This window comes from Aliivibrio finisterrensis (assembly GCF_008933155.1).
Lineage (GTDB): Bacteria > Pseudomonadota > Gammaproteobacteria > Enterobacterales > Vibrionaceae > Aliivibrio > Aliivibrio finisterrensis.
The window spans coordinates 1-22,504 of sequence record NZ_WBVP01000031.1; the positions used below are offsets into that span (position 1 = coordinate 1).

27 protein-coding genes are annotated in these 22,504 nt (G+C 41.8%); 13 read left to right on the top strand and 14 right to left on the bottom strand.

The window, feature by feature from the left end; genetic code table 11:
* Positions 1–109 precede the first annotated feature (109 nt).
* The 8 genes from fusA to fkpA form a co-directional block, all read right to left on the bottom strand.
* Positions 110–2,206: an elongation factor G gene (gene fusA / locus F8B77_RS16530; protein WP_151656699.1), complete on the bottom strand. Its 2,097-nt coding sequence runs from the start codon at positions 2,204–2,206 to the stop codon at positions 110–112.
* Positions 2,207–2,341: 135 nt separating this feature from the next.
* Positions 2,342–2,812 (bottom strand): 30S ribosomal protein S7, encoded by a 471-nt coding sequence (rpsG, locus tag F8B77_RS16540; protein WP_151656701.1) that lies wholly within the window; start codon positions 2,810–2,812, stop codon positions 2,342–2,344.
* A 113-nt stretch (positions 2,813–2,925) separates the two neighbouring features.
* On the bottom strand, positions 2,926–3,300 hold the full coding sequence (gene rpsL / locus F8B77_RS16545) for a 30S ribosomal protein S12 (protein WP_005417208.1): 375 nt from the start codon (positions 3,298–3,300) through the stop codon (positions 2,926–2,928).
* A gap of 165 nt (positions 3,301–3,465) precedes the next feature.
* Positions 3,466–3,753, bottom strand: a complete 288-nt coding sequence (gene tusB / locus F8B77_RS16550) for a sulfurtransferase complex subunit TusB (RefSeq protein ID WP_151656703.1) — start codon at positions 3,751–3,753, stop codon at positions 3,466–3,468.
* A gap of 3 nt (positions 3,754–3,756) precedes the next feature.
* Entirely contained in the window at positions 3,757–4,113 is a 357-nt protein-coding gene (tusC, locus tag F8B77_RS16555) for a sulfurtransferase complex subunit TusC (protein WP_151656705.1), read from the bottom strand.
* Positions 4,114–4,142: 29 nt separating this feature from the next.
* Complete coding sequence (gene tusD / locus F8B77_RS16560) at positions 4,143–4,535, bottom strand: sulfurtransferase complex subunit TusD (protein ID WP_151656707.1); 393 nt, start codon at positions 4,533–4,535, stop codon at positions 4,143–4,145.
* Complete coding sequence (locus F8B77_RS16565; RefSeq protein WP_151656709.1) at positions 4,532–5,236, bottom strand: helix-turn-helix transcriptional regulator; 705 nt, start codon at positions 5,234–5,236, stop codon at positions 4,532–4,534. The genes tusD and F8B77_RS16565 overlap by 4 nt, the downstream gene beginning before the upstream one ends.
* Positions 5,237–5,405: 169 nt before the next feature.
* The gene (gene fkpA / locus F8B77_RS16570; protein WP_151656711.1) at positions 5,406–6,200 is read right to left on the bottom strand and encodes an FKBP-type peptidyl-prolyl cis-trans isomerase; all 795 of its coding nucleotides are present in this window, start codon (positions 6,198–6,200) and stop codon (positions 5,406–5,408) included.
* Between the two features lie 128 nt (positions 6,201–6,328).
* Here fkpA and F8B77_RS16575 point away from each other — a divergent pair, with 128 nt between their 5' ends.
* Entirely contained in the window at positions 6,329–7,342 is a 1,014-nt protein-coding gene (locus tag F8B77_RS16575; protein WP_151656713.1) for a WD40 repeat domain-containing protein, read from the top strand.
* Complete coding sequence (locus F8B77_RS16580; protein WP_151656715.1) at positions 7,342–7,566, top strand: SlyX family protein; 225 nt, start codon at positions 7,342–7,344, stop codon at positions 7,564–7,566. The genes F8B77_RS16575 and F8B77_RS16580 overlap by 1 nt, the downstream gene beginning before the upstream one ends.
* 353 nt (positions 7,567–7,919) lie before the next feature.
* Here F8B77_RS16580 and slyD read toward each other — a convergent pair whose 3' ends face one another.
* The 4 genes from slyD to kefG are packed head-to-tail and all read right to left on the bottom strand — an operon-like array spanning position 7,920 to position 11,128.
* The gene (gene slyD, locus F8B77_RS16585) at positions 7,920–8,510 is read right to left on the bottom strand and encodes a peptidylprolyl isomerase (RefSeq protein ID WP_151656717.1); all 591 of its coding nucleotides are present in this window, start codon (positions 8,508–8,510) and stop codon (positions 7,920–7,922) included.
* Between the two features lie 58 nt (positions 8,511–8,568).
* Positions 8,569–8,769, bottom strand: a complete 201-nt coding sequence (locus F8B77_RS16590) for a YheV family putative zinc ribbon protein (RefSeq protein WP_425277997.1) — start codon at positions 8,767–8,769, stop codon at positions 8,569–8,571.
* 26 nt (positions 8,770–8,795) lie between these two features.
* Complete coding sequence (gene kefB, locus F8B77_RS16595; protein WP_151656722.1) at positions 8,796–10,586, bottom strand: glutathione-regulated potassium-efflux system protein KefB; 1,791 nt, start codon at positions 10,584–10,586, stop codon at positions 8,796–8,798.
* Positions 10,586–11,128, bottom strand: coding sequence for a glutathione-regulated potassium-efflux system ancillary protein KefG (gene kefG, locus F8B77_RS16600; protein ID WP_151656724.1), 543 nt, complete (start codon positions 11,126–11,128; stop codon positions 10,586–10,588). The genes kefB and kefG overlap by 1 nt, the downstream gene beginning before the upstream one ends.
* A 148-nt stretch (positions 11,129–11,276) precedes the next feature.
* On the opposite strand from kefG, the gene F8B77_RS16605 reads away from it, so the two are divergent.
* From F8B77_RS16605 to rraA, 7 genes are all read left to right on the top strand, one after another.
* On the top strand, positions 11,277–13,208 hold the full coding sequence (locus F8B77_RS16605) for an ABC transporter ATP-binding protein (RefSeq protein ID WP_151656726.1): 1,932 nt from the start codon (positions 11,277–11,279) through the stop codon (positions 13,206–13,208).
* Positions 13,192–13,686, top strand: coding sequence for a TIGR02444 family protein (locus F8B77_RS16610; protein WP_151656728.1), 495 nt, complete (start codon positions 13,192–13,194; stop codon positions 13,684–13,686). The genes F8B77_RS16605 and F8B77_RS16610 overlap by 17 nt, the downstream gene beginning before the upstream one ends.
* A gap of 10 nt (positions 13,687–13,696) precedes the next feature.
* Entirely contained in the window at positions 13,697–14,665 is a 969-nt protein-coding gene (locus tag F8B77_RS16615; protein ID WP_151656730.1) for a hydrolase, read from the top strand.
* Positions 14,666–14,712: 47 nt separating this feature from the next.
* Positions 14,713–14,955, top strand: a complete 243-nt coding sequence (locus F8B77_RS16620) for a YheU family protein (protein ID WP_167512847.1) — start codon at positions 14,713–14,715, stop codon at positions 14,953–14,955.
* Positions 14,956–15,066: 111 nt separating this feature from the next.
* Positions 15,067–15,936, top strand: coding sequence for a phosphoribulokinase (locus tag F8B77_RS16625; protein ID WP_151656732.1), 870 nt, complete (start codon positions 15,067–15,069; stop codon positions 15,934–15,936).
* A 93-nt stretch (positions 15,937–16,029) separates the two neighbouring features.
* Complete coding sequence (locus F8B77_RS16630; RefSeq protein WP_151656734.1) at positions 16,030–16,938, top strand: 1,4-dihydroxy-2-naphthoate polyprenyltransferase; 909 nt, start codon at positions 16,030–16,032, stop codon at positions 16,936–16,938.
* Positions 16,939–17,076: 138 nt separating this feature from the next.
* Positions 17,077–17,577 carry a ribonuclease E activity regulator RraA gene (rraA, locus tag F8B77_RS16635; protein WP_151656736.1) on the top strand — a complete coding sequence of 167 codons (501 nt, stop codon included), beginning with the start codon at positions 17,077–17,079 and terminating at the stop codon, positions 17,575–17,577.
* Positions 17,578–18,023: 446 nt separating this feature from the next.
* Here the strand turns inward: rraA and zapB are convergent, their stop codons facing one another.
* Positions 18,024–18,266, bottom strand: coding sequence for a cell division protein ZapB (zapB, locus tag F8B77_RS16640; protein ID WP_122033280.1), 243 nt, complete (start codon positions 18,264–18,266; stop codon positions 18,024–18,026).
* 365 nt (positions 18,267–18,631) lie between these two features.
* On the opposite strand from zapB, the gene glpX reads away from it, so the two are divergent.
* Together glpX and F8B77_RS16650 are read left to right on the top strand one after the other, a co-directional pair.
* Complete coding sequence (gene glpX, locus F8B77_RS16645) at positions 18,632–19,639, top strand: class II fructose-bisphosphatase (protein ID WP_130049067.1); 1,008 nt, start codon at positions 18,632–18,634, stop codon at positions 19,637–19,639.
* A 363-nt stretch (positions 19,640–20,002) separates the two neighbouring features.
* Positions 20,003–20,356, top strand: coding sequence for a DUF3135 domain-containing protein (locus tag F8B77_RS16650; RefSeq protein WP_151656738.1), 354 nt, complete (start codon positions 20,003–20,005; stop codon positions 20,354–20,356).
* 14 nt (positions 20,357–20,370) lie between these two features.
* On the opposite strand, the gene F8B77_RS16655 is transcribed toward F8B77_RS16650, so the two are convergent.
* Complete coding sequence (locus F8B77_RS16655) at positions 20,371–20,715, bottom strand: 5-carboxymethyl-2-hydroxymuconate Delta-isomerase (protein ID WP_151656740.1); 345 nt, start codon at positions 20,713–20,715, stop codon at positions 20,371–20,373.
* 275 nt (positions 20,716–20,990) lie between these two features.
* On the opposite strand from F8B77_RS16655, the gene tpiA reads away from it, so the two are divergent.
* Positions 20,991–21,761: a triose-phosphate isomerase gene (gene tpiA / locus F8B77_RS16660; RefSeq protein WP_130046168.1), complete on the top strand. Its 771-nt coding sequence runs from the start codon at positions 20,991–20,993 to the stop codon at positions 21,759–21,761.
* A gap of 368 nt (positions 21,762–22,129) precedes the next feature.
* Complete coding sequence (locus F8B77_RS16665; protein ID WP_130046169.1) at positions 22,130–22,480, top strand: endonuclease domain-containing protein; 351 nt, start codon at positions 22,130–22,132, stop codon at positions 22,478–22,480.
* Positions 22,481–22,504 lie beyond the last annotated feature (24 nt).

The window sequence follows — 22,504 nt, forward strand, 5'->3', positions numbered from 1 at the left end:
CGATCGTGTTCCTTCCTAGTTATGATTCGCCCTACCGAACAGTGATAAGGCGCGCCAGAATTTGCTATTTTATGCGTCAATTGCTCTTGACGCAAGGGTATTGAGTATTTTATCCGCGTTCAGCGATGATTCTATCGGCAACATTCTTAGAAACTTCACCATATTCGGCGAATTCCATAGAGTAAGACGCTCGACCTTGAGTCGCAGAACGCAAAGATGTTGCATAACCGAACATTTCAGAAAGTGGAACTTGAGCGCGGATTATTTTTAATCCAGCAACGCCGTCGTCCATACCTTCAATCATGCCGCGGCGACGGTTTAAGTCACCAACAACATCACCCATCCAGTCTTCTGGAGTGGTTACTTCAACTTTCATCATTGGTTCAAGAATAACAGGCTGAGCTTCAAGCGCACCTTTCTTGAATGCCATTGAACCCGCGATCTTGAACGCCATTTCATTGGAGTCAACATCGTGGTATGAGCCATCAAACAGCGTCGCTTTAACGTCGAGTACAGGGTAACCTGCTAACACGCCGTTATTCATTTGCTCTTCGATACCTTTCGCTACTGAGCTGATGTATTCACGAGGAACTGCACCACCTACAATTTCGTCTACAAAAACGAAACCAGCATCTGGTTCTGATGGTTCAATTTTCAGCCATACGTGACCGTATTGACCGCGACCACCAGATTGACGTACGAATTTACCTTCCACTTCCGCGCTACCACGGATAGTTTCACGGTATGCCACTTGAGGCTTACCAACGTTACATTCAACACTGAATTCACGCTTCATACGGTCAACGATAATATCTAAGTGTAGCTCACCCATGCCAGAAATCAGTGTTTGACCTGATTCGACATCAGTTTCTACTTTAAAAGATGGATCCTCTGCCGCTAGTTTACCTAGTGCGATGCCCATTTTTTCTTGGTCTGCAAGTGTTCTTGGCTCTACTGCAATTTGAATTACCGGTTCAGGGAATTCCATACGCTCAAGAATCACTTTTGCATTTTGATCACACAGAGTGTCACCTGTTGTTACGTCTTTTAAGCCAATCGCTGCTGCAATATCGCCCGCACGTATTTCTTTCACTTCTTCACGCTTATTAGCATGAAGCTGAACGATACGACCAAAACGTTCACGCTTTTGTTTTACTGAATTATAGACACCGTCACCAGTACTAACAACACCAGAATAAACACGCATAAAGGTTAGTGAACCAACAAATGGGTCTGTCGCAATTTTAAATGCTAATGCTGAGAATGGTTCGTTATCGTCAGCGTGGCGCTCAACTTCATTACCATCCTCATCCACACCTTTGATTGCAGGAACATCAATCGGTGCAGGTAAGTATTCGATCACAGCATCTAGTACCGCTTGAACACCCTTGTTTTTAAATGCAGAACCACAAGTAGCTAATACGATCTCGTTATTTAATGTGCGAGTACGTAATGCCTCTTTGATCTCTTGTTCTGATAGCTCTTCACCTTCAAGGTATTTGTCCATCAGCTCTTCAGAGGCTTCAGCCGCTGCTTCAACTAGGTTTTGACGCCATTCATCTGCAAGCTCAAGCATATCAGCAGGGATCTCTTCATAAGAGAAGGTCATACCTTGATCGGCTTCATTCCAGTTAATGGTCTTCATCTTGATAAGGTCAATAACACCTCTGAAATTATCTTCTGAACCGATATTTAATTGAATAGGAACAGGATTTGCACCAAGACGGTTTTTAATTTGGTCGACAACACGTAAGAAATCTGCACCCGCACGGTCCATCTTGTTAACAAATACGATACGTGGAACGCCGTATTTGTTCGCTTGACGCCATACAGTTTCAGATTGAGGTTCAACACCTGATGAGCCACAAAACACAACAACCGCGCCATCAAGTACACGCAAAGAACGCTCTACTTCGATAGTGAAGTCAACGTGTCCAGGAGTATCGATGATGTTAATGCGGTGATCTTGGAATTGTGCATCCATACCACGCCAGAAAGTCGTAGTCGCTGCAGAGGTAATTGTGATACCACGCTCTTGCTCTTGCTCCATCCAATCCATGGTAGCAGCACCATCGTGAACTTCGCCGATTTTATGAGAAAGGCCAGTGTAGAATAGAATACGCTCAGTAGTTGTAGTTTTACCTGCATCTACGTGAGCACAGATACCGATATTACGGTAGCGCTCAATAGGTGTATTTCGAGCCACGGTTGTATCCTCTTATCTTAGGGATTATTGCTATTTCCCAACGCATATGCATTGAAATAGCGATAATGGCTAAGTGTATTACTAAATAGGAAAGAAAAGAAGTAAGGTGCAGCAAGGACTGCTGCACCTTCGGTATTACCAGCGGTAATGAGCGAATGCTTTGTTAGCATCAGCCATACGGTGAACGTCTTCACGTTTCTTAACCGCAGTACCTTTGTTCTCAGACGCGTCTAACATTTCGTTAGCAAGACGTTGAGCCATAGATTTTTCACCACGCTTACGCGCAGCATCAACCATCCAACGCATAGCAAGTGCGTTACGGCGAACCGGACGTACTTCTACAGGAACTTGGTAAGTTGAACCACCCACACGGCGAGATTTAACTTCTACCGCAGGGCGAACATTTTCAAGAGCTTCTTCGAATACAGCTAAGTGATCTTTACCAGATTTCTCAGCCATTAATTCTAGTGCACCGTAAACGATTTTTTCAGCAGTTGATTTCTTACCGTCAACCATTACGATGTTTACAAATTTTGCCAACAGCTCAGATTTGAACTTAGGATCTGGAAGGATCTTACGTTGGCCTATTACGCGACGACGTGGCATGGAATTTCTCCGTTGTCTTCTTCAGGTTTTATCCAAAACTTTTCAGTTTTATCAAAAATAATAAATTATTTAGTGTTTGGCCTTACTTAAGCGCTTGTATTAAAACAAGTGCATTAAGACTTAGGACGTTTCACACCATACTTAGAACGACCTTTCTTACGGTCGTTTACGCCTGCACAGTCAAGTGCACCACGAACAGTGTGGTAACGCACACCTGGTAAATCTTTAACACGACCACCACGGATAAGAACAACTGAGTGCTCCTGAAGGTTGTGACCTTCGCCGCCGATGTATGAAGTAACTTCAAAGCCGTTAGTTAGACGAACACGACATACTTTACGTAAAGCTGAGTTCGGTTTTTTTGGAGTAGTAGTATATACGCGAGTACATACACCACGTTTTTGTGGACACGCTTCTAGCGCAGGCACGTTGCTTTTAACAACTTGCTTTGCACGTGGCTTGCGTACCAACTGGTTAATAGTTGCCATTAAAATAGCTCCTGATTAGAGGTTCGAAAACTTTTGAAAAATCTATATCCCTATGGAAATAGGGACGCGAAATTCTAAGGCTGAACGTGATATGTGTCAAGAAATATACAGCACTATTAATAAACAATTTAAAAATAATTTTGCTTTCTTGCTCATAGCACCGAATTACCAAGTCACCACAGGGGAATATTCTTGGGTAAGAGAAACAAAAGATGAATAGTTAACCAATTGAATATTATCACTAATTAAGTTACTCAACCCTCTTGCCTCCATGTCTTCTTGTAAAAAGTAGCATTGCCTCAGCGACAGGATCATTAAATGATCTTTATGATCCAATATGCCGGTATAAACACAATCTTGCGTTAATAAAAACACATCCTGCTCTACATTTACCGGTAATTCTTTACGATAAAGTGCTTGTAAATTATCTGTATTAGTTAAGATATGCAGCATAATTTAAAACACCATTACTTGAGCGCATTGCACTAACTTCTCATTAATCTGTTGGTTTGAAATGACACCAACCTCAATATTTAGATTGCTTGGCTTTAATCCACGATTTGATAACGCGGTTTGACACACAAAGATTTCTTCTAGATCATACAAGGCTAACATTTTAAATCCAGAGATATAATCACGAGATAATATGTGTTCTGGTTGCTGATTTTCAAGCACTTGCAATACACCATCGCCAATAAAGAAAATATCAATATCTTCACTGTATGCTGACGCAGCAAGAATGGCATCTAACCCCTCCCTGCCTTTTGTCGTGGAGTGCGGTGAACTTTGGAATACAAATCCAATTCGATTCATTACTGACCTACTCTGTTGAACGTGAAGACTTAAAATTGAATAACGCGATCACACGTTAATAACGCTGTTGCTAATCCACCTAATCCAGCCTGTTTAAAGCCAGAAGCCAAATTATGATGCTCGATTTTATGTTGCTCCGCTTCTTCGTAACCAATGACACCACGACGCAATGCTGCAGCAACACACGTTTCTAACTCGACATTGTGTGCTTTAGCCAGAGCTTGCCACGCCTTAGTAATGTCGAATTCATCATTAGCAGGTAAAATCAAAGAGGAAGCGTTAAGCACACCATCTTGGTAAAAAAAGACTTTTTCTAAAATCTCTCCTTGCTCGATCAAGGCTTGTGCAAACTGAAAAGCCTGTCTAGAAGCTTGGGTGCCATAAGCTGAGCCATTAACAACTAATCCATAACGCAAACTCACTTTTCGCCATCCTCTGTTTTTCTTTGGCGAATATAAAGATAGACAGTATGTTTAGATATATTTAGCTGATCAGCAACGCGGTTAATCGCATCTTTAATATCAAAAATACCTTTGTCATATAAATCCATAACAATCTGTTTATTCTTCGCGTTATTACCGACTTCTTTATCGGCATTAATTTCATCAATGGTGCGTTTTACGGTTTGATCGACTAACTCATCCACATCACTGGCAAAGTTTACGGTTGAAGCGGCTTCATTCGCTTCCTCACTCGGCATGAAGGAGTGCAATACTTGAGAGAAAGGCGCATCAAGGTTGATATTAATACAAAGCAAACCAATAATTCGATCATCGCCATTACGGATAGCAACTGTAATTGACTTCATCAATACCCCACCCTTAGCACGAGTGAAGTAAGAACGAGAAAAATTACGCTTAGAACGCTCAATATCTTTAAGCATTTGTAGCGCTAAATCGGTGATAGGTGAACCCACTTTACGGCCAGTATTTTCTCCGTTAGCAATTCGAATCGCAGATTTATTGATGTCTTCAAGTGAATGCAAAACGATTTCGCAATAACTACCAATTAAACTCGCAATGCCATCAACAACGGCTTCGTAAGAGCGCAGAATATGATGATCAAATTCAGTAAATGACACGACCTCAGATAGACTCTCTTCTTCGATATTTTCAATATTCATAATCTACCAATGTAAAATTGTCGGCTTAACATTACAGCTAAGACTTACGACTTAAAATAATTACATCAAGTTTATCAGAATATTTGCATGAAAATAAAAAACCCCAGCAAGTGCCGGGGCTAATTCAGTGATCTAAAACAAAGTTTAGATTATTTAATTCTAGAGATAATTATTTTGCTGGTTTTGCTGCATCTTTAATCTCAAGCAATTCAACATCAAATACCAATGTAGAGTTTGCAGGGATAGCTTGATTACCTTGTGCGCCATAGCCTAATTCAGCAGGAATAACAAACTTGTACTTAGAACCAACATTCATAAGCTGAACACCTTCAGTCCAGCCCGGAATGACAGCATTCAGTGGGAATGTCGCAGGTTGGTTACGATCGTAAGAACTATCAAATTTAGTGCCGTCGATTAGTGTGCCTGAGTAGTGAACCACTACCGTATCTGTATCTTTAGGTTTAGGACCTTCAGCCGGTGTAATTACTTGATATAGAATGCCTGAATCCGTCTTCATTACGCCGTCTTCTTTTGCAAATTTTTCTTGGTAGTCAGTACCTGCTTTTAAGTTTGCTTCAGATTCCGCCGCCATTTTTTGTTGTGCAATCTCAGCTACACGCTGATCTAGATTTTGAAGAGCTGCTTGAATCTCTTCATCTGTCAGGCGCTCTTTACCGTTAAACACATCCGTAACACCAGCCAGCACATCCGCTTTTTTAAGGTCTAAGCCAAGCTCTGTTTGCTTCTCTAAGTTCGAATTTAGGTATTTAGCCAGTGAGGCACCAATTGCATAACCTGATTTTTCATCTTCAGATGCAAATGTTGATGCCGTAGCACCCTCTGTTGAGGCTTCAATTTTAGCAGGCAGTGTCACAGCCTCTGTTTTTGGTGCTTCTTCTTTTTGACACCCAACAACAAATGCAACAGTTGCAGCAAGTAACGATACTTTAAAGATAGATTTCATTTCAAAACTCCGATTATTTGAGGTCTTGCCTCAATTTCTTATTCAATTCTTTAGATAAAGATGAGAAATATACTTCAACACAATATACTAGTAGTTATAGACACATTACAAACGAGTAGTTCAATTTGATGCGCGCTAGCTCTCAATACATAGTAATTTTTGTCATTACACTGACATTATCAGGCTGTTTCTTTAGCAAAAAAGACCAACAGCGCTGGGAAGTTGCTACCCAAGGTACGACAAGTTTCGCATTAAGTCGCGACGCTCGCTTTGGGCTGTTCTTCGTAAAAAAAGGCTCTAATGCTATTAATACCGATAGTGAAACAAAAAACGGATTACACTTTTGGGATTTAGTTGATAATAAAGAACTTACCTATTTTGGCGCTCAAGATCAACACGACTCAACCGTTTCGCATATCACGATTGCCGATAATTCTCGCTTTGCGGTTACCGCAACACAAACCAATTTTGCCGTTTGGGATTTAGGTATGGGTATTTCTGAAGGGCTATGGTCTATCTCTGACGGCATTATTCGAGATATTGATATTGCGAGTAATGGCCAACAAGTATTGCTTGGCTTATCCAATGGCAAGGCTATCTATATCGATTTAGCTACTGGTCGCCGTTTGGAATTTCTCGCTCATAGAGAGAAGGTCAACTCTGTTGCTCTCTCAGCAAATGGGAAATTTGCCTTATCAGGCGGTAATGACCATCTTGCTTATTTTTGGGATACGCAAACAGGTCAGATATTACATACCTTTGAGCATGAGAAACGCGTAAGTCGGATCGCACTACAACGAGATGGCAAATACGCCTTAACCGCCGATGGTGGAAATGAAGCCTTTATCTGGGATTTAAAAACCGGTGAGAAAATATCTAAGCTGCGTACCTTTGCGCGTCAACAAGTGTTCTCTAGTGCTCGTTTTAGTGACGATGGCGATTATTTAATGACAGGCTCTCCCTCTGGTAGTGTCATGTTATGGGATACTTTATCAGGTAAGAAGCAAGAACAATGGCGCGCTGAACCATTAAAAGATGCACGCCCACCAACAGCGGTAGTGTATGATGTCGCCATTGATAAAAAACAACGAGTCGTTTCCGCTACCTCAGCCGGAATAGCTCAAGCTTGGTTGATAGAATAATGACGACAGATATAAAAGAATTAGAATATAAGATCAGTGATTTAGAGTACAAAATGGCATTCCAAGAACAAACCATTGAAGAGTTAAACGATGCCTTATCGCAACAACAATTACTGATAACCAATATGCAAGTTCAAATGAAATTCATGGTTGGTAAGATGAAGACGATGGATTCATCGAATATGGCGGATGCGTCAGAAGAGACACCACCACCGCATTACTAGAGGCTATACGCTTCGCTAGCTAGACCGCTTCGCTCCTATAAAAGCAAAAAACGAAGGTTTCAGATTTCAGGTTTCAGGAAAATCAAAAGCGAGCACACCTGAAACCTGCAAGCGCAGCGCCCTGAAACCTAGAACTCAAAACACCTACCATACTCACTTTTATAGTTTCTAACAAAAAAGACCACAGGCTCAACACCTATGGTCTTTCTAATTCTAAGCACAATATCCAGCTCTGCATTTGCTTTTATAGACTCTAGTTAGCGCAGCGTATAGTTTCTAGTTAATAATAGAAACCTCACCACATACACCCCTGAACCCTTTAAGCGTAGCGATCTGAACCCTGCTCTAGAAAATTACTTAGAACAGTTACCGCTACCACAACATTCGTGATCTTCTTTGTGATCGTGAGAATGGCCTTCGCCACCACAACAACCGCCTTCATGATCATGGTCGTGTCCGTGGTCGTGACCACAGCCGCCTTCTTGATGTACATGACCGTGTGCTAGCTCTTCTTCAGTTGCAGTACGTAGTGCTACTACTTCAACGTCAAAACCTAGCGTTTGGCCAGCAAGCATGTGGTTACCATCAACAACAACTTCGTCGCCGTCAACTTCAGTTACTTCTACAGGGATAGGACCTTGGTCAGTATCAGCAAGGAAACGCATACCAACTTCGATTTGGTCAACACCTTGGAAAACGTTAGCAGGAACACGTTGAACCATCTCATCCATGTGCTCGCCGTATGCATCTTCAGGAGTTACAGTGATGCTGAATTTGTCGCCTTCAACTTTACCTTCAAGTGCGTTTTCAAGACCCACAATTAGATTGCTGTGACCATGTAGGTAATCTAATGGCGCTTCAACCGTTGATTGATCAACAACAACACCTTCTTCCGTTTTTACTTGGTAAGCAAGGCTAACTACAACGTTCTTTTCAATTTTCATTTTAACTCCGGATGCACTTGGCATTAATGGATGGTATTCATTTTCCGCTAAGATACCGTTATTCAGGTTTAAAAACACCAATAACTTCATCTTGCGCGTGTTTGGTTTTTTCTATCGATTTTGGTGTTTTGCGAGCCACATGGCCGCACTCGACACATTCAACATGTTCAATATTACTTTCTTGCCACCAACGTAGCGTATCAGTCGTACTGCATGATGGGCAAACTGCACCTGCAATAAATCGTTTCTTCACGGCTATTATCCTTGTGCTAATTCTTAATAACGTCAGTCCCAATGATTCTGATTTGAGCGCTCACTTTCCATTTCTAACCCGAAGATTTCTTCTAATTCAATTCGAGCCGCTTTCGCTTTAGAGGCTAGTACCTTGTCGTCTGAGTGCAATGGTAACAATTCTTTTAGCATAGCAACATCTAACTTTTTAAAATGCGATTCGGCGCGCTTTGCTTGATAAGGGTGCATACCCAAAGATGTGAGGGTTTGCCGGCCTAAATCAAGGGCTCCATAAAAAGTTTCTCGTGAAAAATGATCCACCCCTTCATTTAACAACTCATACGCTTCAACTCGACTTCGCGCTCGCGCTAAGATTTTCAAATGTGGGAAATGCTGTTTACACAACGCCACAACCTCCATTACTTTTTGCGGATCCGTCTTACAAACCACAATCGCTTCAGCTTTTTCGGCACCCGCGGCTCGTAATAACTCTACTTGTGTCGCATCACCGTAATACACTTTATAACCAAACTTTCTTAATAGGCGTATTTGGCTTGGATCACCCTCTAAAATGGTCAATTTAATTTTATTCGCAAACAGTAAACGTCCCACAATCTGTCCAAAACGACCAAAGCCCGCAATAATCACTTTTGGCTGAGTCGCATGAGTAAAATCCGATTGCGGCATGTCGTCTTCGCTATTCAGTGTTCTCCTAAACCATTTATCTTGAGCGATGAGTAATAATGGCGTCGTCATCATCGACAAGCTCACCACAACTAATAAAAATGCCGTCAATTCTCTACTTAATAACCCTTCCATTTGCGCTGCCGTAAATAACACAAACGCAAACTCACCACCTTGACTTAAAATCATCGCCATCTGACTGCGGGCTTTCGCTTGGGTACCAAATAATCGAGCTAGTCCATAAAGTAGAAAACCTTTTGATGACACTAACATCATCACAGCAGCCAATATCTCAAATGGGTATTGCAATAATAAGCCTAAGTTAACCGACATCCCAACCGCGATAAAGAACAGCCCAAGTAATAAGCCTTTAAAAGGATCAATCGCCACTTCTAACTCATGACGAAACTCACTTTCCGCCAATAGCACCCCAGCAAGAAAAGCCCCAAGTGCCATTGATAAACCAAGCTGCTTCATTGCAGCAGAAACGCCAATAACCAATAACAAGGCAGCTACAGTAAATAACTCTCGGGCTCCACTTTTTACAACATAGCTAAACAGTGGTCTTAATAAGAAATGACCTAACGTAAAAATACCAATAACACCAGCCAGTATCCACAAGCCATCCATCCAGTTACCGCTCGCCCCTCCAGCTAACATAGGCAACACAGCAAGCATTGGGATCACAGCTATATCTTGGAATAACAATACAGCAAAGCCCGATTGACCACTTTCTGATGCCGATAATCTTCTTTCTTCAATCACTCGCAAAGCTATCGCGGTAGAGGACAAAGCTAAGCCCATGCCTATCACCATAGCCACCTGCCAAGCCAGACCGTAAAACATCATCGCGGCCGTAATAACACAAGAGGTCACCACCACTTGGCTACCACCCAAACCAATAATGGGTTTTCGCATCTTCCATAATTTATTGGGGTTTAACTCTAGGCCAATCAAAAAGAGCAACAACACCACCCCAAACTCTGAAAAGTGCAAAATCGCATCCACATCAGAAATTAACTGTAATCCCCATGGGCCAATGGCAATACCGGCCAAGAGATACCCCAAAACGGCACCCAAACCAAACCGCTGAGCTAAAGGCACAGTAATCACGGCAGCAGCTAAGAAAATCGAACTAGTATGTAACCACTCACCAGCCATTAGATACCTCCTTTGGGATTCAATAACCATTGTCGATAGTCATCAATAAACTGCTGACGTTTTTCTATAGTGATATTTCGAGCCCAATATTGAACTGACGGCGTCAACCACTTCATTTGACATAAGGCAGCGGTGATTTTAAAAGGAACCAAAATCTCATCGATCGTATGTTGATTGTAACCCGCCTTAGAAAACGCCTCTTCAATGCCTCCTGCGGTAATCACACTGCGCCACTGTTTTCCTTTTAAAGCACTGCCATTACCATAAGCGAACCCTTTTCCTAATACGCAATCCATCCACTCCTTTAGTAAAGCAGGACAGGAGTAAAGATACAGTGGGTGTTGAAATACAATAATGTCATGTTGGGCAAGAAGCTCATGCTCATAAATAACATCAACAAAAAATTCAGGGTAATGCGCATAGAGATCATGCACGGTGACATGGGATAAATCATGATAAGCGGAGAGGATCGCCTTATTGGCAACCGAGTGTTCTGGATCAGGATGAGCGAGGATCACTAATATTCTAGGTAACTGAATCATAAATTCCTTTTTAGACGTCTCTTCTTATTATTCTAAATGGGGCTTTTACTCCATCATACAGACTATTTCTATATCGACAATCTTCCCTCTTGCGCCTACTATGCTCCTCGTATTCACTATTTTGCCAACAAGAGAAGAACACCACAGCATGATTACGTTTTCAGACATTCAATTACTTCGTGGCGGAAAGCCCTTATTAGAACAAGCCTCTGCCACCATTCACCCTGGTGACAAAGTCGGTTTAGTTGGAAAAAATGGCTGTGGTAAATCCACTCTTTTTGCCCTCATCAAAGGCGAGTTAAGTGTTGATGCCGGTTCAAACCGTGTTCCTCATCACTGGGAAATGGCGTGGGTAGCTCAAGAAACACCAGCCTTAGAGCGTAAAGCGATTGATTACGTTATCGATGGTGATCGTGAGTTTCGTGGTTTAGAAGCGCAACTAGCAAAAGCCGAAGAAGCAGACAACGGCACCCTAGTGGCTGAGCTGCACGGAAAAATAGAAACCGTTGGTGGCTATACCATTAATTCTCGTGCGGCAGAGTTATTAAATGGTTTAGGCTTTTCACAACAACAAATGGAGTGGAACTTAACTCAATTCTCTGGTGGTTGGCGTATGCGTTTAAACTTAGCGCAAGCCCTAATTTGTCGCTCAGATCTATTGCTACTCGATGAACCGACCAACCACTTAGATTTAGATGCGGTAATGTGGCTAGAGCGTTGGCTGCAAAACTACCCTGGCACCTTAATGTTAATTTCTCATGACCGTGATTTTCTTGATCCTATCATCAACCGTATTATTCATGTAGAAAACCAACAATTAAATGAATACACAGGTAACTACTCATCATTTGAAGTGCAACGTGCTGAGAAACTGGTACTGCAACAAGCTAAATACCAAAAGCAACAAAAGAACATGTCGCACATGCAGTCATACATTGACCGCTTCCGTTATAAAGCGTCAAAAGCGCGCCAAGCACAAAGCCGAATTAAAGCGTTAGAGAAAATGGAAAAAGTGCTACCTGCACAGCTAGACAACCCATTCAGCTTTAACTTTAGAGAGCCGGATGCACTACCAAACCCAATTCTAATGATGGATGAAGTGAGTGCCGGTTATGAACACAACACGATCCTAGAGCAAATTCGCTTAAACCTAGTTCCTGGCAGTCGTATTGGTCTATTGGGTCGAAATGGTGCTGGTAAATCAACACTGATCAAATTACTGTCTGGTGAGTTAGCCCCACAAAGTGGCGTATTCAACTACTCTCAAGGCGTAAAAATTGGTTACTTTGCACAGCATCAATTAGAAACACTGCACGTAGAAGAAACGCCGCTGCAACACCTAATGCAAATTGCCCCAAATCACACCGAGCAACAACTGCGAGATTACTTAGGCAGCTTTGGTTTCCAAGGTGAAAAAGCATTAGAGAAGATTGGTCCGTTCTCTGGTGGTGAAAAAGCACGTTTAGTATTAGCGCTTGTGGTATGGCAAAAACCAAACATGTTGCTACTCGATGAACCAACCAACCACCTTGATTTAGATATGCGCCAAGCGCTAACCATGGCACTGCAAACCTTTGAAGGCGCAATGGTTATCGTCAGTCACGACAGATACCTACTTCGTGCAACCACAGATGATCTGTACTTAGTTCATGATCGCCAAGTCGTCCCTTTTGATGGTGACTTAACCGATTACTACAAGTGGCTAACAGAGCAAAACAAAAACGAGCGTAAAGAACAACTTCAACAAGATAAACAAGACAGCCCAAGCACTTCAACCAGCTTAAGCGCCGCTGATAAAAAAGAGCAGAAACGTAAAGAAGCGGAGTTCAGAAAGCAAATTGCACCATTGCGTAAAGAAGTCACTAAGCTTGAAAAGAAAATGGATACACTGAACGAAGCATTAAGCCAAGCCGAAGCCGAGTTAGGTGATGTGTCTTTATATGAAGCTGAAAACAAAAAACGCTTAACCGAAGTACTAGCCATTCAAGCCTCTGCGAAATCAGAGCTTGAAGAAGTAGAGATGGAATGGATGGATCTTCAAGAGAAAATTGAAGAAAAAGAGAATGCCGCTCAGCTGTAATACGTCTATCAGTACATCACAAAAGGCTTTACTGACCAGTGAAGCCTTTTGGTCTTTCTCGCTCTCTCACTACAAGAAACAGGGCGTACAACAAGCCGCATTAGAACTGCAAGACAAGCATCATGGTAACGTTAATCTTGCTTTGCTGCTTACTTGGCTCGATTCATTTAATATCTACTTTTCGCCCTCTCACTTTTCGTGTCTTGAAGTGTCACTTAGCCAAAGTGACGAACTGCTTCAAACCTATCGGCAGTTAAGAAGACAAATCAAAAAAGCTCAAGATCCAACCCTCTATCAAGACGCATTACGGTTTGAACTTCAAATAGAAAAACAACAACAAAACGATCTCATCACCGCGTTACTACGTATTCCATTACAAGTAAAAACAACAGAGAAGTCACCGAGCTTATTAAGCAATTACTGCTCAAGATTAAACGCAAGCTCCCTGCTTCTTTCGCTGAATTCACATCACGACTAGGTAACTAAAGATGCTTGACACTTTCACACCAGCACAGGGCTTATCCAACGCTCATATTCAAACGCTTCTGCCACGATTGATACGCAGAAACCCACTGTTTAATGCCTATTGGCAGCGTCTTGAATTACCTGATGGGGATTTTGTTGATCTTGCATGGAGTGAAAACCCAAATAAAGCAGGGAATAAACCACTCTTCATCTTGTTTCATGGGTTAGAAGGCAGTTTCGAAAGCCCGTATGCAAATGGGTTACTCTCGGCCGCTAAACAACAAGGCTGGCTTGGTGTCATGATGCACTTTCGAGGATGCAGTGATGTACCAAACCGTTTAGCCAGAGCCTATCATTCTGGTGAAACCGAAGACGCACGCTTCTTTATCCAAATGCTTGATAACCGCTTCCCTAAACGAACCAAAGTCGCAACTGGGATCTCTCTTGGTGGCAATATGTTGGTTAATTATCTCGCCAAATATCGCACCAGCACCTTACTCAATGCCGCGACGGTTATCTCAGCGCCACTTGATTTAAGTGCTTGCTCGGAACGTATTCAGCAAGGGTTTTCACGAATTTATCAGAGCTACTTACTGCGCTCATTGAAAACCAATAGCATAAAAAAAATCAATGGCAGCCGAAAGGCGATTGTTGGCTTAAATAAAGAGATGATCGCTGCCATTCCTGATTTACTGCAATTTGATAATTTACTCACCGCTCCAATGCACGGCTATGAAAACGCACAAGACTATTATCAACAATGCAGCGGTTTACAGTTTTTAGAAAATATCGATATCCCAACTCGGATCATTCACTCTAAAGACGATCCATTCATGACAGAGGCCGTGATCCCTACTCATCCTTTGCCTAACTGTGTACACTATCAACTGACAGAGCATGGTGGCCACGTTGGTTTTATTAATGGTTCATTAACCAAGCCACACTTCTGGTTAGAGACAACGGTAAATCACTGGTTCCAACACGTTCTATAATTTTAACGCCACTCATGGCTATTCATAAAATGGATGAGATAAGCAGTATGATCATTCCTTGGCAAGACATTGCACCAGGCACACTAGAAAATTTGATCTCCGAATTTGTACTTCGTGAAGGAACGGATTACGGTGAAGTTGAGATAAGCCATCAAGAGAAAGTAGACCAAATAAAAGTATTGCTAAAAAATGGTGAAGCGATAGTGGTTTTTTCAGAATTACATGAGACGGTCGATATTCAAACCAAAGCCCGTTTTAATCCTAATCTCACCAATCATGAATTTGAATAATCATTTTCAATCAATCACAAATTTTAAACGATAACGTATCATTTAACCCAACCCTGTTATAACATTCTGACATTAAGGCTTTGATGCCAAGAATCACAGACAGGGTTTGTCATGTCCGCAAAACATCCAATTATCGCCGTTACCGGTTCATCCGGAGCAGGCACTACAACGACTTCTGAAGCCTTTCGTAAAATGTTCAACATGATGAATATCAAAGCATCATGGCTTGAAGGAGATAGCTTTCATCGATTTACCCGTCCTGAAATGGATGTGGAGATCCGTAAAGCCAAAGAACAAGGTAAGCACATCAGCTACTTTGGCCCTCAAGCAAATGACTTTCCAGCACTCGAGCAGTTCTTCCGTCAATATGGTCTTGATGGCACAGGGCAATATCGTCGCTATCTACACACGTTTGATGAGGCCGTTCCCTTCAACCAAATGCCGGGCACTTTTACTCCATGGCAAGATTTGCCTGAAAACACAGATGTACTTTTCTATGAAGGATTACATGGTGGTGTGGTTGATGGCGATATTGATGTTTCACAGCACGTCGATTTATTGATAGGCATGGTGCCGATTGTAAACCTTGAGTGGATCCAAAAATTCGTTCGAGATACTCGTGATCGCGGTCATTCACGAGAAGCCGTGATGGATTCGATTGTTCGCTCAATGGATGATTATCTCAATTACATCACGCCGCAGTTTTCTCGTACTCACATTAACTTTCAGCGCGTACCTACGGTTGATACGTCAAACCCACTCAACGCCAAAGGCATTCCAAGTTTAGATGAAAGCTTTGTGGTGATCCGTTTTCGAGGCATCCGCAATGTAGACTTTCCTTATCTACTTGCCATGATTGATGGCTCTTTCATGTCTCGTCATAACACGCTTGTGGTTCCTGGTGGAAAGATGAGCTTTGCGATGGAATTAATCATTCGTCCGTTACTACAACAGTTAATTGATACCGGAAAAATCGGATAACGAGTCTAAACTTCCCCTCTTTTTCTTTTCAAAGTTGGGGTTCTTCCAAAAATAGTGAATAATAGAGACTCTATTCACTATTTTTGCGATGCTATGAAAAATTCTCCTTTTGCTATTTGGCTCAGTGCTGCCCGTCCAAAAACCTTACCGCTTGCGCTTGCTTCAATTATGACAGGCTCGGCGTTAGCGTATTGGAACAATCACGCCTCAGCTACCATCACTCTCATGGCATTTGTTACTGCAACCTTATTACAAATTTTATCTAACCTTGCTAATGATTATGGTGATGCTGTAAAAGGCACGGACAACGATGATCGTCTTGGGCCACAACGTGCCATGCAATCAGGTCTTGTCACGCAAGATACGATGAAAAAAGCCATTGGTATTAATATCGTTTTAACCATCATTAGTGGCTTAATTCTGGTATTCACTTCTCTACATCAAACCATGGATATTATCGGTTTTATCGCTCTGGGTTTACTGGCTATTGGTGCCGCCATCGCTTATACCATGGGTGACAAACCTTATGGCTATCGCGGTTTGGGTGATATTTCAGTATTCATCTTCTTTGGCTTATTGGGCGTAGCGGGTACTTATTATCTGCATACTGGTCATCTATCCTCTGCATTGCTACTGCCTGCGGTAGCTTGTGGTCTATTAGCCGTCGCCGTATTAAATATTAACAACCTGCGTGATATTGAAAACGACGAAGCCTGTGGAAAAATGACACTCGTGGTTCGTATGGGTGGTGACTGGGGTCGTAAATATCACGCTGTGTTAATGGCAGTTAGCTTTATCTGTCTTGCCATTTTTAGTGCCACTCAAATCCACTCACTTGCTGGTTGGTTATTTTTACTGGCTGGTCCATTTGCACTTTATCATGTGGTTTCTGTACTGCGCGCGCCCAATGGTGAAGCCATCCGACCAATGATGGGAACAGTGGTTCAGTGTGCTTTATTCACTAATATTTTCTTCTCTATTGGCCTATATTTATCGATATAGCTCCAACGACAACATTGACCTAATAACTACATAGTAAAGTTCGTATAACTTGTTGCCCATCATAGTAATGACTTATTAAGCACGTATATTAAGTCATTACTAGAATATCCTAACACCAACCAAAAGGTAGACATCATCATGGAATATAACACTTCAGCCCTTTGTGACATTTATTTAGACCAAGTTGATGTTGTTGAACCTATGTTCAGCCATTTTGGTGCCAAAACCTCTTTTTCCGGTCAAATCACGACAATCAAGTGCTTTGAAGATAATGGCTTAATCAGTCGTGTTCTCGATGAGAAAGGCGAAGGCCGAGTATTACTTGTTGATGGTGGCGGTTCATTACGCCGTGCCTTGGTTGATGCCGACTTAGCCTCTAAAGCCGCTCACAATGGTTGGGAAGGTTTGGTTATCTACGGTTGTATTCGTGAAGTGGATTATCTAGAAGAGATCAATATTGGCATTCAGGCTCTAGCCTCTATCCCTGTTGGTGCAGCAAAACAGAACATTGGTGAAGTAGATGTCGCCGTTAACTTTGGCAGTGTCACTTTCTTACCTGAAGATCATCTGTATGCGGATTCGACGGGGATTATTATTTCTCAAGAGCCGTTAGAAGATATGGGTGAGGAAGAGATTTAAGAACTAGAGGCTATACGCTTTGCTGACTAGAGACTATAGAAGCAAAAGCGGGGTTTCAGGTTTCAGGAAAATCAAAAGCGAGTGCACCTGAACCCTGCAAGCGCAGCGTCCTGAAACCTAGTTATCACTACAGTAGCTATACCCGCTCTTATAGTCTCTAGTCAGCGCAGCGTATAGTTTCTAGCATAAAAAAAACCGCAGATGCTTTCACACCTACGGTTTCAAATTCTTTCGCGAACCAATTCTAACTTTTGGCTAAATAGATTCCATTAGCTCAAGGCGGAGACGCGGAGCTTACGATAGTAAGTGAGCTCAGCCATAAGCTAAATCATTCTCAATTTTTGATAAGTAAATCTTTCATCTTTAAGGCGGAGGCGCGGAGCTTATGATAATAAGTGAGCACCGACAACACAGAAGATGGAAGAGTTACGACTCAAAAAATAGAATTACTCTACTTCTTCCATCTTACCTAGTAAACCACGGATGCGAGCTTCAAATTGCGCTTGGTCATCACGTGCTTTTTGAGCTTGTTGCTCAACTTCAGAACGACCGTTGTTTGCTTGCTCAAGATTTTGAGTTAGCTCAGCGTTCGTTTCTTTTAATTCTTCAACTTCCATTTGTAGCAGTGCGATTGTATCTACTGCCATTTGAACTTTAGCTTCTAGTTGTTCTAATATTTCTAAAGACATTCCTGCCACCTTAACTGTATTCGTCATTGAATATGCAGCGAATTAACTACTCACTACAAACATGTTTTCTATTCTACTCAGCAAATGCAATTCTGCCATAGTGTTATTACTGAAAATGCATCATTTGAACAAAAAAACGGCATATTTTACCAACATCTGACGTTCTTTCTTAAGATTAAAACGAACTTCATACTAAAACTAGATTTTTCAATTCATTATTTGAGTTAAAACACGGCCTCTCTTCTATAAATCAACTGGATGAATTCTAAAAAAACGAATCTTGACCCAAAAAGCAAACGTTTCCCTTTTTGTTATGCTAAAATCCTCGCGATTTTTATTTATTCATCGATTTATTCGGAGCAATTATGAAACGCGATTTAGCAATGGCTTTTTCTCGAGTTACTGAAGGTGCCGCATTAGCGGGTTACAAATGGCTTGGCCGCGGTGATAAGAACGCGGCTGATGGTGCTGCCGTTGAAGTAATGCGTACACTTCTGAACAAGACTGACATCAGTGGTGAAATTGTTATTGGTGAAGGCGAAATCGATGATGCGCCTATGCTATACATCGGTGAAAACGTAGGTACTGGCGGTGATGCTGTAGATATCGCGGTTGATCCAATTGAAGGCACTCGAATGACAGCGATGGGCCAATCAAACGCACTTGCTGTATTAGCTGCAGGTGAAAAAGGTAGCTTCTTAAAAGCCCCTGATATGTACATGGAAAAACTGGTTGTTGGCCCTGGTGCAAAAGGCGCTATCGATTTAGCACTGCCTCTAGAAGAGAACCTAGTAAACATTGCAAAAGCATTAGGTAAACCATTAGATACTTTAGTGGTGACTACTCTAGCTAAGCCTCGCCACGACGAAGTAATCGCAAACATGCAAAAGATGGGTGTTCGTGTCTTTGCTGTGCCAGATGGTGATGTTGCCGCTTCTATTTTAACTTGTATGCCAGATAGCGAAGTTGACGTAATGTACTGTATTGGTGGCGCACCTGAAGGTGTGGTTTCTGCTGCGGTTATTCGTGCTTTAGATGGTGACATGCAAGCGCGTCTTCTTCCTCGCCATGAAGTAAAAGGCGATACTGAAGAAAACCGTATTCACGGTGAAGAAGAACTAAAACGCTGTGAAGAAATGGGCGTTAAAGCGAACGTTATCTTAAAAATGAGCGATATGGCTCGTAGTGATGATGTTGTTTTCGCAGCAACGGGCATCACTAAAGGCGACCTATTAGAAGGCATCACTCGCCAAGGCAATATCGCGACAACTGAAACGCTGCTTATCCGTGGCCGTTGTCGTACCATTCGTCGCATTAAGTCGATTCACTACTTAGAGCGTAAAGACAAAGAAGTAAGAGATATTATTCTTTAATTAAAAGCGGTCCTATGGGCCTAGTTCCTGTGAAGTGAATTTGAAACCGTGGGTGTGAAAGCATCTGCGGTTTTTTGTTTTAGAGAGTTCAGGTTTCAGATCGGTCACAGGCTCCCTTGCAGGGTTCAGGGGTGATCGCTGAAGGCTATACGCTTCGCTAACTAGAAACTAGACCGCTTCGCTTCTATAAGGGCAAAGCGAGTGAATAATTCAGAATGTGAGTGCTGTAGTTAGAGTAGCAAATACACAGTCCCCTCCCTCTAAAAACCGAAACTCCTCTTCAAGATCCCTCATCCCACGTTCTCAAAACCATAAAATCCGAACTAAACTAAATCTATCGATACAAGAGAAAGGAGTAAGTCAATGGCACATACATATCACCACATCGACATTCCCTCATTCGATGAGCTCAAAGAATTAGCAGAGAAATCTCCTGAGCAATTAGAAGCCTTGCGACATAAACTGAGTATGGAGTTTATTGAAAGTTTACCGGAAGAACGTCAAGAGCAGCTGCTAGCACAACAAAGCCACATTGAGCGTATTATTAAAAAAGGCAACAACCCAAATCATGTAAATATTCTTCTAGGGAGAGAGCTTGGAAAGCAATTCGTTCGCTTTGCTGATTCACTCAACAAATCCATTGATGAGAATCAAGCTGCGGATGTTATTCAATTTCCTAATGCAACTTCCCGCCCATCAACCAATACCAAACATTAGGTAAGACAAAAATTCTACCCTATCTTTTGAAAGCTCTCTGGTTCCATATCTCTCACATTGATGGTTAAGCTATCAATGTGATTGGCTTGTTCTGCTAATACATCCATTAACCTGCGACTTAATTGTCGCTTCTGCTCTGCCGTTCTTCCCGATAATAGTTCTAGCGTTATATGGATAAAATCAGCATTATTCTCCTGATCACCCACTAACCAAGAATGAACGCGGATCGCTCGCGACTTCACATCATTAACTGAGAACAACTCTGAGTCTATCGCCACCTGATGCAAATCTTCTAGTAAACCTTGCATATTTAAACGCTCTTCAGACGAGTTAGAATATTCCATAATTAAGTGCGGCATTATTAACTTCCTTTTCATACTGCGTAAATGAATGACTATTTTTCCATCATTCAGTGAAAGCGAATAAGTTACAATCTCCTCAATAGAAAAGTGCCTAAGGAATCACAGTTAGGAACAATCAAAAAAATATCTTCAATTCAGTTAATAATTTTTCGCACTTCGAAATAAAAGCGCTAAAATTATGCATAAAAATGATTTTAGACACTAAATCTGTCGTAAAATCTGTTATATTTTTACGCAAGTTTTTTACATTAATTTGAATTGGAGAGAATCCTATGCGTCATCCTGTAGTTATGGGTAACTGGAAACTAAACGGCAGCAAAGAAATGGTTGTTGAACTACTAAACGGTCTTAACGCTGAGCTTGAAGGCGTTACAGGCGTAGACGTTGCAGTTGCTCCACCAGCACTTTTCGTTGACCTTGCTGAGCGTACACTTACTGAAGCTGGCAGCGCAATCATCCTAGGTGCTCAAAACACTGATCTAAACAACAGCGGTGCATTCACTGGCGACATGTCTCCAGCGATGCTTAAAGAGTTTGGTGCAACTCACATCATCATCGGTCACTCTGAGCGTCGTGAATACCACGCTGAGTCTGACGAATTCGTTGCTAAGAAATTCGCATTCCTAAAAGAGAACGGTCTAACTCCTGTTCTTTGCATCGGTGAATCTGAAGCACAAAACGAAGCTGGCGAAACCGTTGCAGTTTGTGCACGTCAACTTGACGCTGTAATCAACACTCAAGGCGTTGAAGCTCTTGAAGGCGCTATCATCGCTTACGAACCAATCTGGGCTATCGGTACTGGTAAAGCAGCTACAGCTGAAGATGCACAACGCATCCACGCTCAAATCCGTGCTCACATTGCTGAGAAATCTGAAGAAGTTGCTAAGAACGTTGTTATCCAATACGGCGGTTCTGTTAAGCCTGAAAACGCGGAAGCTTACTTCGCACAACCAGACATCGACGGTGCTCTAGTTGGCGGCGCAGCGCTTGACGCGAAAAGCTTTGCAGCTATCGCTAAAGCAGCAGCTAAAGCAAAAGCTTAATTAAAGAACGAAGACGCAAGCAAGTTGCTTAAGAGCGCTTCGCTTTAGACGGACTTCGTCCTTGAGAATAAAAAGACCACAGAGTTTAATTAGCCTGTGGTCTTTTTTTGTTTTTAGAGCAGGTTTCAGATCGGTCGCAAGCTCCCTTGCAGGGTCCAGAGGTGGTCGTTGTAATTACAGCTATCACGATACTGTTCCTCCCCTTGAGTAATAATGCATTGTGATTGACTATGTTGATATAAGGGGAGGTTAGGAGGGGTTGTTAATAAGTAACTTTGAATATGATCGCAATAACTCTGAGTTTTTCATCCAATCGATTTCTTATCCCTTACTGTTTATTGATACTAATTTTTCTATAAGTAATCAATATGCCGAATATTTTTAATCAGAAGAAACACTGCACATTAAGACAAAACTTACGAAATGATATGCCAAGTGCAGAGAAAAAATTATGGTTCTATTTAAGAAAGAAGCAATTAGGAGTTAAATTTAGAAGACAACATGGAATTGGAAAGTATGTTGTTGACTTCTTTTGTAGTGAAAGAAAGTTAGTCATTGAACTTGATGGTGATAGCCATTTTTCTATTAAAACTCAGAAGTATGATGAAATTAGAAACTTATTTATGAAAAACTTAGGAGTAAGAGTTGTTAGATTTACTAATCAAGATGTTTTAGATAACTGTGACAATGTGCTTCTTTGTATAAAAAAGTATATTTAGTTACAACCCCTCCTAGCCTCCCCT

Excerpts from the sequence above, each read along its gene's own strand:
- rpsG (WP_151656701.1), bottom strand. The coding sequence starts at position 2,812 with ATGCCACGTCGTCGCGTAATAGGCCAACGTAAGATCCTTCCAGATCCT.
- rpsL (WP_005417208.1), bottom strand. The coding sequence starts at position 3,300 with ATGGCAACTATTAACCAGTTGGTACGCAAGCCACGTGCAAAGCAAGTT.
- tusB (WP_151656703.1), bottom strand. The coding sequence starts at position 3,753 with ATGCTGCATATCTTAACTAATACAGATAATTTACAAGCACTTTATCGT.
- tusC (WP_151656705.1), bottom strand. The coding sequence starts at position 4,113 with ATGAATCGAATTGGATTTGTATTCCAAAGTTCACCGCACTCCACGACA.
- F8B77_RS16565 (WP_151656709.1), bottom strand. The coding sequence starts at position 5,236 with ATGAATATTGAAAATATCGAAGAAGAGAGTCTATCTGAGGTCGTGTCA.
- fkpA (WP_151656711.1), bottom strand. The coding sequence starts at position 6,200 with ATGAAATCTATCTTTAAAGTATCGTTACTTGCTGCAACTGTTGCATTT.
- F8B77_RS16575 (WP_151656713.1), top strand. The coding sequence starts at position 6,329 with ATGCGCGCTAGCTCTCAATACATAGTAATTTTTGTCATTACACTGACA.
- F8B77_RS16580 (WP_151656715.1), top strand. The coding sequence starts at position 7,342 with ATGACGACAGATATAAAAGAATTAGAATATAAGATCAGTGATTTAGAG.
- slyD (WP_151656717.1), bottom strand. The coding sequence starts at position 8,510 with ATGAAAATTGAAAAGAACGTTGTAGTTAGCCTTGCTTACCAAGTAAAA.
- kefB (WP_151656722.1), bottom strand. The coding sequence starts at position 10,586 with ATGGCTGGTGAGTGGTTACATACTAGTTCGATTTTCTTAGCTGCTGCC.
- kefG (WP_151656724.1), bottom strand. The coding sequence starts at position 11,128 with ATGATTCAGTTACCTAGAATATTAGTGATCCTCGCTCATCCTGATCCA.
- F8B77_RS16605 (WP_151656726.1), top strand. The coding sequence starts at position 11,277 with ATGATTACGTTTTCAGACATTCAATTACTTCGTGGCGGAAAGCCCTTA.
- F8B77_RS16610 (WP_151656728.1), top strand. The coding sequence starts at position 13,192 with ATGCCGCTCAGCTGTAATACGTCTATCAGTACATCACAAAAGGCTTTA.
- F8B77_RS16615 (WP_151656730.1), top strand. The coding sequence starts at position 13,697 with ATGCTTGACACTTTCACACCAGCACAGGGCTTATCCAACGCTCATATT.
- F8B77_RS16620 (WP_167512847.1), top strand. The coding sequence starts at position 14,713 with ATGATCATTCCTTGGCAAGACATTGCACCAGGCACACTAGAAAATTTG.
- F8B77_RS16625 (WP_151656732.1), top strand. The coding sequence starts at position 15,067 with ATGTCCGCAAAACATCCAATTATCGCCGTTACCGGTTCATCCGGAGCA.
- F8B77_RS16630 (WP_151656734.1), top strand. The coding sequence starts at position 16,030 with ATGAAAAATTCTCCTTTTGCTATTTGGCTCAGTGCTGCCCGTCCAAAA.
- rraA (WP_151656736.1), top strand. The coding sequence starts at position 17,077 with ATGGAATATAACACTTCAGCCCTTTGTGACATTTATTTAGACCAAGTT.
- zapB (WP_122033280.1), bottom strand. The coding sequence starts at position 18,266 with ATGTCTTTAGAAATATTAGAACAACTAGAAGCTAAAGTTCAAATGGCA.
- glpX (WP_130049067.1), top strand. The coding sequence starts at position 18,632 with ATGAAACGCGATTTAGCAATGGCTTTTTCTCGAGTTACTGAAGGTGCC.
- F8B77_RS16650 (WP_151656738.1), top strand. The coding sequence starts at position 20,003 with ATGGCACATACATATCACCACATCGACATTCCCTCATTCGATGAGCTC.
- F8B77_RS16655 (WP_151656740.1), bottom strand. The coding sequence starts at position 20,715 with ATGCCGCACTTAATTATGGAATATTCTAACTCGTCTGAAGAGCGTTTA.
- tpiA (WP_130046168.1), top strand. The coding sequence starts at position 20,991 with ATGCGTCATCCTGTAGTTATGGGTAACTGGAAACTAAACGGCAGCAAA.
- F8B77_RS16665 (WP_130046169.1), top strand. The coding sequence starts at position 22,130 with ATGCCGAATATTTTTAATCAGAAGAAACACTGCACATTAAGACAAAAC.